Annotated in this window: 11 protein-coding genes; 8 read left to right on the top strand and 3 right to left on the bottom strand. The window is 70.2% G+C overall.

The genetic code is table 11. The features are described from left to right. Positions 1 to 249 (bottom strand): SLATT domain-containing protein (locus ABD932_RS20480; RefSeq protein ID WP_345014802.1); only part of this gene is annotated, 249 nt, incomplete at its 3' end. A 330-nt stretch (positions 250 to 579) separates the two neighbouring features. Between ABD932_RS20480 and ABD932_RS20475 the strand changes: the two genes are divergently transcribed. From ABD932_RS20475 to ABD932_RS20440, 8 genes are all read left to right on the top strand, one after another. Beyond that, a complete protein-coding gene (locus ABD932_RS20475) occupies positions 580 to 924 on the top strand; it encodes a YbaB/EbfC family nucleoid-associated protein (protein ID WP_126393918.1) in 345 nt (114 codons plus the stop codon). A 92-nt stretch (positions 925 to 1,016) separates the two neighbouring features. After that, entirely contained in the window at positions 1,017 to 1,616 is a 600-nt protein-coding gene (recR, locus tag ABD932_RS20470; protein WP_030053254.1) for a recombination mediator RecR, read from the top strand. Continuing rightward, positions 1,609 to 2,271, top strand: coding sequence for a DUF5063 domain-containing protein (locus ABD932_RS20465; RefSeq protein WP_345014798.1), 663 nt, complete (start codon positions 1,609 to 1,611; stop codon positions 2,269 to 2,271). Before recR ends, ABD932_RS20465 begins: the two co-directional genes overlap by 8 nt. A gap of 226 nt (positions 2,272 to 2,497) precedes the next feature. Next, complete coding sequence (locus ABD932_RS20460; protein WP_345014797.1) at positions 2,498 to 2,914, top strand: SsgA family sporulation/cell division regulator; 417 nt, start codon at positions 2,498 to 2,500, stop codon at positions 2,912 to 2,914. Then, a complete protein-coding gene (locus ABD932_RS20455) occupies positions 2,911 to 3,177 on the top strand; it encodes a helix-turn-helix domain-containing protein (RefSeq protein ID WP_345014796.1) in 267 nt (88 codons plus the stop codon). Before ABD932_RS20460 ends, ABD932_RS20455 begins: the two co-directional genes overlap by 4 nt. Positions 3,178 to 3,203: 26 nt before the next feature. Next, positions 3,204 to 3,641: a hypothetical protein gene (locus ABD932_RS20450; protein ID WP_345014794.1), complete on the top strand. Its 438-nt coding sequence runs from the start codon at positions 3,204 to 3,206 to the stop codon at positions 3,639 to 3,641. A 363-nt stretch (positions 3,642 to 4,004) separates the two neighbouring features. Next, complete coding sequence (locus tag ABD932_RS20445) at positions 4,005 to 4,196, top strand: hypothetical protein (RefSeq protein ID WP_345014792.1); 192 nt, start codon at positions 4,005 to 4,007, stop codon at positions 4,194 to 4,196. 162 nt (positions 4,197 to 4,358) lie between these two features. Beyond that, on the top strand, positions 4,359 to 4,886 hold the full coding sequence (locus ABD932_RS20440; protein WP_345014790.1) for an SgcJ/EcaC family oxidoreductase: 528 nt from the start codon (positions 4,359 to 4,361) through the stop codon (positions 4,884 to 4,886). Here ABD932_RS20440 and ABD932_RS20435 read toward each other — a convergent pair. Then, entirely contained in the window at positions 4,852 to 6,240 is a 1,389-nt protein-coding gene (locus ABD932_RS20435) for a sensor histidine kinase (RefSeq protein WP_345014788.1), read from the bottom strand. The genes ABD932_RS20440 and ABD932_RS20435 overlap by 35 nt on opposite strands. Continuing rightward, positions 6,237 to 6,947, bottom strand: coding sequence for a response regulator transcription factor (locus ABD932_RS20430; RefSeq protein WP_345014786.1), 711 nt, complete (start codon positions 6,945 to 6,947; stop codon positions 6,237 to 6,239). The genes ABD932_RS20435 and ABD932_RS20430 overlap by 4 nt, the downstream gene beginning before the upstream one ends. Between the last annotated feature and the right edge of the window lie 25 nt (positions 6,948 to 6,972).

The following is a 6,972-nucleotide window of genomic DNA, read 5'->3' as shown; positions in this document are numbered from 1 at the left end:
CCCCGCCCCGCCCCGCAACGCCCGGGCCCCCCGCCGCTTCCACACCCGATCCGCGAGATACCACGCGGCCGTGTTCAGCGCCCCCCGCTCCACCCACCGGTACACCTCGTCCAGCCGCATCGCGGGCTCCCCCCAGTCCCCGTGCGGAAACGACCGCCCCGTCAGATCACCCGGCCGCAGTCCGGCCGCCCCTTCGCCGCCCCGCCCGTCCTTCGGCGACCTCTCGGGCTGCATCTCCGGCTGACCCACCCGGCACTCCCTACTGTCACGGAGCGTGACATCCCATGCGGACCACGTGGTGAAATCGACCCCCGCAGTGCACAGAACGTCACGCAACACTTGAGGCTGACGCGCCGAAACCCTTCCTACCGCCCAATGGGTGGCGAAGAGATGCCTTTCGCCTCTTTTCCGCCCGGAAGGGGGCCTTGATCAGGTATAGGACTCCAGTTCCTCTCACTCGAAAGAGTGCTGGGGCGACGGCCGCGCGGACCACGTAGGCTCGTGCTGAACGGCAAGGCCGAGCGGGAATCCCGTACGGACAACCCGTGCAGGCACGCGTAGAGACGCAAGGAGCTGATCGTGATCCCCGGTGGTGGCCAGCCCAACATGCAGCAGCTGCTCCAGCAGGCCCAGAAGATGCAGCAGGACCTGGCGAGGGCGCAGGAGGAACTGGCTCAGACGGAGGTCGAGGGCCAGGCGGGCGGCGGCCTGGTGAAGGCCACCGTGACGGGCTCCGGCGAACTCCGTGGGCTGAAGATCGACCCCAAGGCGGTGGACCCGGAGGACACCGAGACCCTCGCCGACCTGGTCATCGCGGCCGTACAGGCGGCCAACGAGAACGCGCAGACGCTCCAGCAGCAGAAGCTCGGCCCGCTCGCCCAGGGCCTGGGCGGCGGCAGCGGCATTCCGGGCCTGCCCTTCTGACGTTCCAGGCGTTCCCCGGCGTGCCTTTCTAAGAGGGGCCGCCGCCAACTACCGTACGTACCGTAAGGAACCCCAGGAAGGACGGAAGTCCGTTGTACGAAGGCGTGGTCCAGGACCTCATCGACGAGCTCGGGCGGTTGCCCGGCGTCGGTCCCAAGAGCGCGCAGCGGATCGCCTTCCACATCCTCCAGGCGGAACCGACGGACGTACGGCGCCTCGCCCAGGCCCTGATGGAGGTCAAGGCGAAGGTCCGCTTCTGCGCGACATGCGGCAACGTCGCGCAGGAAGAGCTGTGCAACATCTGCCGGGACACGCGTCGCGACCCGGCGGTGATCTGCGTGGTCGAGGAGCCGAAGGACGTCGTCGCGATCGAGCGGACCCGCGAGTTCCGCGGCCGTTACCACGTCCTCGGCGGCGCGATCAGCCCGATCGAGGGTGTCGGACCGGACGACCTGCGTATACGAGAACTTCTCGCGCGGTTGGCCGACGGGACGGTCACGGAGCTGATCCTGGCCACCGATCCGAATCTCGAGGGCGAGGCGACGGCCACGTACCTCGCGCGCATGATCAAGCCCATGGGCCTGAAGGTCACCCGCCTGGCCAGCGGCCTCCCGGTGGGTGGCGACCTGGAATACGCGGACGAGGTCACCCTCGGCCGCGCCTTCGAGGGGAGACGACTCCTAGATGTCTGACGCCACGCTGCACGCGACCGAGCAGAACCCGGACGACTTCGCGGTCCAGATCTCGGACCAGATCGAGAGTTTCCTGGTCGCCGTCACCGAGGTCGCGAAGGGCGACGAGCCGGGCTCGACCGTGCCCTTCCTCCTGCTGGAGGTCTCCCAGCTCCTCCTGGCCGGCGGCCGCCTCGGCGCCCACGAGGACATCGTCCCCGAGGAGCGCTACGAGCCCGACCTGGGTCCGGAGCCGGACGTCGACGAACTCCGCGAGAACCTCGCCCGTCTGCTCGACCCGGTCGACGTCTACTCCGAGGTCTTCGACCCCTACGAGCCGCGCAAGGCCCCGGTCCCGGCCCGTATCTCAGACGACCTGGCCGACGTCATCACCGACCTGCGCCACGGCATGGCCCACTACCGCGCGGGCCGCACCGCGGAGGCCCTGTGGTGGTGGCAGTTCTCCTACTTCTCCAACTGGGGATCGACCGCGTCCGCGACCCTGCGCGCACTGCACTCGGTCCTGGCCCATGTCCGCCTGAACCAGCCCCTGGAGGAACTGGACGGCCTGGACACGGACCAGGGCGTGATGGGCGACGAGACGCTGGAGTTCGAGGCCGGCCGGGTGATGGAGCAGGAGATCGGGGAGCAGTTGGGGCTGCGGCCGGCGAAGTGACCCCGGTTTCCCGGCCGGTGACCCGGCAGGTGTCCGACCATGTGACCCATGTGGTCCGCGTGATCCCTGTGATCGATGTGATCGATGTGATCCCTGTGGTCGGTGTGACGCGGGTTACAGGAAAAGGCTTCTGAAGTGGCGTAATGCTCGGGCCCCTCGGGGGGTCTCACTGGCACACCGGTCGGTCCACCCGCCCGGTGCCCCGCCCCCCGAACGGAGCCCGACCATGCACGTCACCCTGGAGCAGCCGACCGGCGCTTGCCTGATCACCGCCGCGGACCAGGACATCGCGATACCCGCGACCCTCCGCTACACCTCCGCCGACCCGTTGGCCGTGCACATCGTCTTCCCGCCCCATGTCACCCTCGACGGCGAAGGCGCGACGTGGACGTTCGCCCGCACGCTCCTGGGCGAAGGACTGAGCGCCTCCGCCGGGCTCGGCAGCGTGCGCGTCCGGCCGTGCGGGGAGTCCCACACGTACGTGGAGTTCCACTCGCCGCTGGGTGTGGCCGTGCTCCGTTTCACCACCGCGGACCTGTACCGCTTCCTGGCCCGCACCTACACCGTGATCGCCCCCGGCGAGGAGACCGTCGGGGCGGAGCTGGACCACGGCCTCGTGGCGCTGTTCGGGGGGCGGGTGTGATCCGCGGCTCGCTGGGCGGGGTCCCGCTGGGCCGGGGCCCGTTGTCGGCCCCGCAGGCATACGCGCTGGGACACCTGCTGCGGGAGGTCCGTGAGGAACAGGGCCTGACGCGGGGGCAGGCCGCCGTTGCCGCGGACTTCTTCCCGACGTGGATCTCGCAGATTGAGGGGGGCGAGATCCACGATCTGGAGACCGTGCGCGCATACGCCCGTGCGCTCGGCACCCGCATCACGGTGCCGCGTGCCCGCATTCGGCGGCCGTGACGCCCGAACTCCCCCATGATGGTCGTATGGCGATTCGGTCAACGGCGTTGGTGTGGACGGGAATCGGGCTCTGCGTCGCGGGGGCCGCGGGGTTGGTCACGGGCGGCGTGCTGGATGTCGACGCCGCGGATCCCTGGGCGAGCGTGGCCGGGGGAGCGGGGGGCCTGCTCGGCCTGGCGGTGACGCTCTACGCCCTCCTCGGACCGACGCCGACGCCCACACCCGCAGCCACATCCACGGATGCCGTGACCGCGAGCGGTGCCCGCTCGGTGGCCGCGGGCGGCAACATCGGGTCGGTCACGACCGGGGACGGGGCTTCCGCCGTACTGCCGCCCACCGTCGTACCGCCGTCCACGCCGCCCGCCTCGCCCTCGCGGTCCGCGAGCGGGCCCGTCACCGCATCCGGGGAGCGTTCCGTCGCGGCCGGGGGTGACATCGGGGCGGTGTCGACGGGGGACGCGTGAGCGTGCCGACGGGAGGCGCGTGAGCGTGCCGACGGGAGGCGCGTGAGCGGAGGCGTCCGCCCATCGTCAACGGCCGTACCGGCCCAGGGAGTTGGGGTGCCATCCACACCCCGCCGGGACCGTGCACGTCGCCGCCGCGCACAGCGGCACCATCACGCCGACCCGCACCCGGGAGCAATACGATCCCGGCCGGCAGCAAGTCCCCCGTCCACCCACCTGCCACGGTCGGCATGCCTCCAGGGTGTAGCCCGCTACACCACCCCTTCGGGAGACCGCTCCCTCGTCGCTGACCTCGGGAAACGCGATCGTTGATGTCGCCAGGTCAACGGCCGCCGCAGCGGCCCCGTCCCGAAGGAAACCCCGATGAAGGCTCTTCTGTCCTCCCGCCCCGTCCTGTGGTTCCTGTTCCTCTTCAACGCCGTCGTCGCCGCGGCCGCCCCCTTCGTCGTCGACGGCACGCAGGGCGTCATGACCGCCGTCGGCATGGGCGTCGTATCGCTCGGGGCGGGTGTCGAGCTGGCGCGTGGCCGCAGGAAGAGGGCCGCCGCCGTGTAGTCGGGCGACCGCACAGCGTGAATTGGCAGCGTGTTGTCCCGGGCCTGTACGTCCGCTGCACGGGCGCTAACCGGCGGAAAGCGAGTCTGGAGTCACTCCCGAAGAGAACACCGCGGACAGAGCGGAGGGAGTCACACCACCTCGACTCGCTTGGAGAATGCGATGAACCGTCGTTCCATACGCAAGCGCGCCGCCCTCGCCGCCGTGGCGACCGTCGCCGCCGTCGGCACCTTCGCCGCCGGTGTCGGAGTCGCCGGAGCTGCGGACACCGGTGCGAAGCCCGCCGCGAAGCACGCCAAGGCGGTCACCAAGGCACAGGTGCTCGGCCTGTTCGACCAGTGGAACGCGGCCCTGCAGACCGGCGACTCGAAGAAGGTGGCCGACCTGTACGCGAAGGACGCGGTCCTGCTGCCGACGGTCTCCAACAACGTCCGCTCGGACAGGGCCGAGATCGTCGACTACTTCGACCACTTCCTGCAGAACAAGCCGGTCGGCACGAAGATCGAGTCGCACGTCAACATCCTCGACTCCAACAGCGTGATCGACGCCGGCACCTACGAGTTCGCGCTCACCGACCCCAAGACGGGTGAGAAGAGCACCGTCAAGGCCCGCTACACGTACGCCTACGAGAAGCGGGGCGGCGAGTGGCTGATCGTCAACCACCACTCCTCGAAGATGCCCGAAGGCTGATCCGCACCTTCAGCCCGCCCCCGGGAGCGTCCTCCAGCGTCACGGTCCCGCCGTCGTCGGTCACCAGCTGCTTGACGACGGCGAGGCCGAGGCCCGAACCGGCCTTCCCGGTCAGGCCCTTGCCGCGCCAGAAGCGGTCGAAGGCCCGGGACTTCTCGGTGTCCGACATGCCGGGGCCCTGGTCGAGAACCGAAAGCACCACCTCGTCGCTCCTCGGCTCCACCTGGACGGTGATCGTGCCGCCGTCCGGTGACACCTCCAGGGCGTTCGAGAGCACGTTGTCCAGCACCTGGTCCAGATGACCCGGGCTGGCCAGCACAAGCAGCCGGCCGTCGGCACTCCCCCTGAGCGCGACGGTGACTCCGCGCTCGTCGGCGGCCGGCCTCCACACGTCCAGCCTCTCCCGCACGATGTCCTGGAGGGAGAGGGGTTCCGCCGCGGTGACCTTCGCCTCCGCCCGCGCCAGCACCAGCAGGCCGTTCACCAGGCGGCTCATCCGGACGACCTCGGCGGTGGCCTGCTCGACGTCCTCCTTGACGAAGTCGTCGTCCACGCCGTCCGCGATGTTGTCCAGCGAAAGCCGCAACGCCGTGAGAGGGGTGCGGAGTTGATGCGAGGCGTCGGCCACGAAGATGCGCTGGGCCGCGACCAGTGTGTCCAGGCGTTCCGCGCCCTGGTTGAGGGTGCGTGCCAGCGTCTGGGTCTCCGGGGGGCCTGTCACCGGGGAGCGGGCGGTCAGATCACCGTCGCTGAACTTGCTCGCCATGTCGTTGAGCTGGCGCAGCGGGCGGGTGATACGCCGGGCCGCCGCGGCGCCGATCACGGCGGCCACGCCGAGGACCGCCACCGCGAGGCCCGCGCGGAAGCCCCAGATCGTCCACAGCCGCGTGGTCAGGCCGGAGGTCGAGTACTCGATGCGCACGGCGCCGACGACCGGGCCCCTGTTGCGGCCGTCGAGGTCCACCCTGCTCTCCTTGGCGGGGACCGTGATCACCAGCTTCGGCCCCCAGATGAAGGGCGAGCCCCAGTCGGTCGTGGTGTCCGTGTCCCGCAAGGCCTTGGTCAGGGCCGCGTCCTGTTCCGGCTCCGGCAGTTTGGTGGTGGCGCAGCGTTCGGTCACCTGGACCTCGCCGGGTGTCTCGGCTTCGTACGCCTCGACCATCCGCTCCAGTGCCGCGCACGAAGGGGGGTTCCCGTTGCCGAGCAGCAGGGCCATCGTGTCGGCCTCGCGCTCGACGGAGTCCGCGGTGTCGTCCCGCAGCTGGTCCGTGAGCGTGAAGGCGACCGGCACGGTGAACAGGGCGATCGCGACGGCGACGAGCCCGACGTAACTGCGGATGAGCTGACGGATCATGACGCGCCGCTACCGCCGTCGTCCTTGACGCCGCCCGCGATCTCCAGCCGGAACCCGACGCCCCGCACCGCCTCGATGGTGATCGCCCCGGCCAGCTTCCGCCGCAGCGCCGCGACATGCACATCCAGCGTCTTCGTCGGCCCGAACCAGTTCGCGTCCCAGACCGCTTCCATGATCTGCTCGCGCGACATCAGCGCCCCGGGCTCCTCGGTGAGGAAGGCCAGCAGGTCGTACTCCTTGGGCGCGAGGGACACCTCATCGCCGTCCAGGCGAACCCGGGCAGCCTTGCGGTCGATGGTCAGGCGGGCGCCGTAACGGTCCGGGCCGGGCTCGGCGGCGGCAGCGGACGTACGGGGCTGGATGCGGCGCATCACCGCACGTATCCGCGCGATGACCTCCCGCACCCCGAACGGCTTGGACACGTAGTCGTCCGCACCGAGCTCCAGCCCGACCACCCGGTCCGTCTCGTCGCTGCGGGCGCTGATCACGATGATCGGCACGTCGCCGCGCTCACGCAGCGCCCTGCAGACGTCGAGACCGTCGGTGTCGGGCAGGCCGAGATCGAGGAGTACGACGTCGTAGGGATCGGCGTGGCTCAGCGCCGCGGCGCCCGTGCTGACCCAGGCCACCTCGAATCCGTAGCGCAGCAGTCCGCGCCGGAGCGACTCGGCGACCGGTTCGTCGTCTTCCACCAGAAGTACGCGCACAGGCGAACCATAGTGGTTGAAGTTT

The organism is Streptomyces shaanxiensis (assembly GCF_039537145.1).
Lineage (GTDB): Bacteria > Actinomycetota > Actinomycetes > Streptomycetales > Streptomycetaceae > Streptomyces > Streptomyces shaanxiensis.
The sequence above is the reverse complement of the archived record's forward strand: the minus strand, read 5'-3'. Positions and strand labels throughout refer to the sequence as shown.

Excerpts from the sequence above, each read along its gene's own strand:
- ABD932_RS20465 (WP_345014798.1), top strand. The coding sequence starts at position 1,609 with ATGTCTGACGCCACGCTGCACGCGACCGAGCAGAACCCGGACGACTTC.
- ABD932_RS20435 (WP_345014788.1), bottom strand. The coding sequence starts at position 6,240 with ATGATCCGTCAGCTCATCCGCAGTTACGTCGGGCTCGTCGCCGTCGCG.
- ABD932_RS20450 (WP_345014794.1), top strand. The coding sequence starts at position 3,204 with ATGGCGATTCGGTCAACGGCGTTGGTGTGGACGGGAATCGGGCTCTGC.
- ABD932_RS20440 (WP_345014790.1), top strand. The coding sequence starts at position 4,359 with ATGAACCGTCGTTCCATACGCAAGCGCGCCGCCCTCGCCGCCGTGGCG.
- ABD932_RS20460 (WP_345014797.1), top strand. The coding sequence starts at position 2,498 with ATGCACGTCACCCTGGAGCAGCCGACCGGCGCTTGCCTGATCACCGCC.
- ABD932_RS20445 (WP_345014792.1), top strand. The coding sequence starts at position 4,005 with ATGAAGGCTCTTCTGTCCTCCCGCCCCGTCCTGTGGTTCCTGTTCCTC.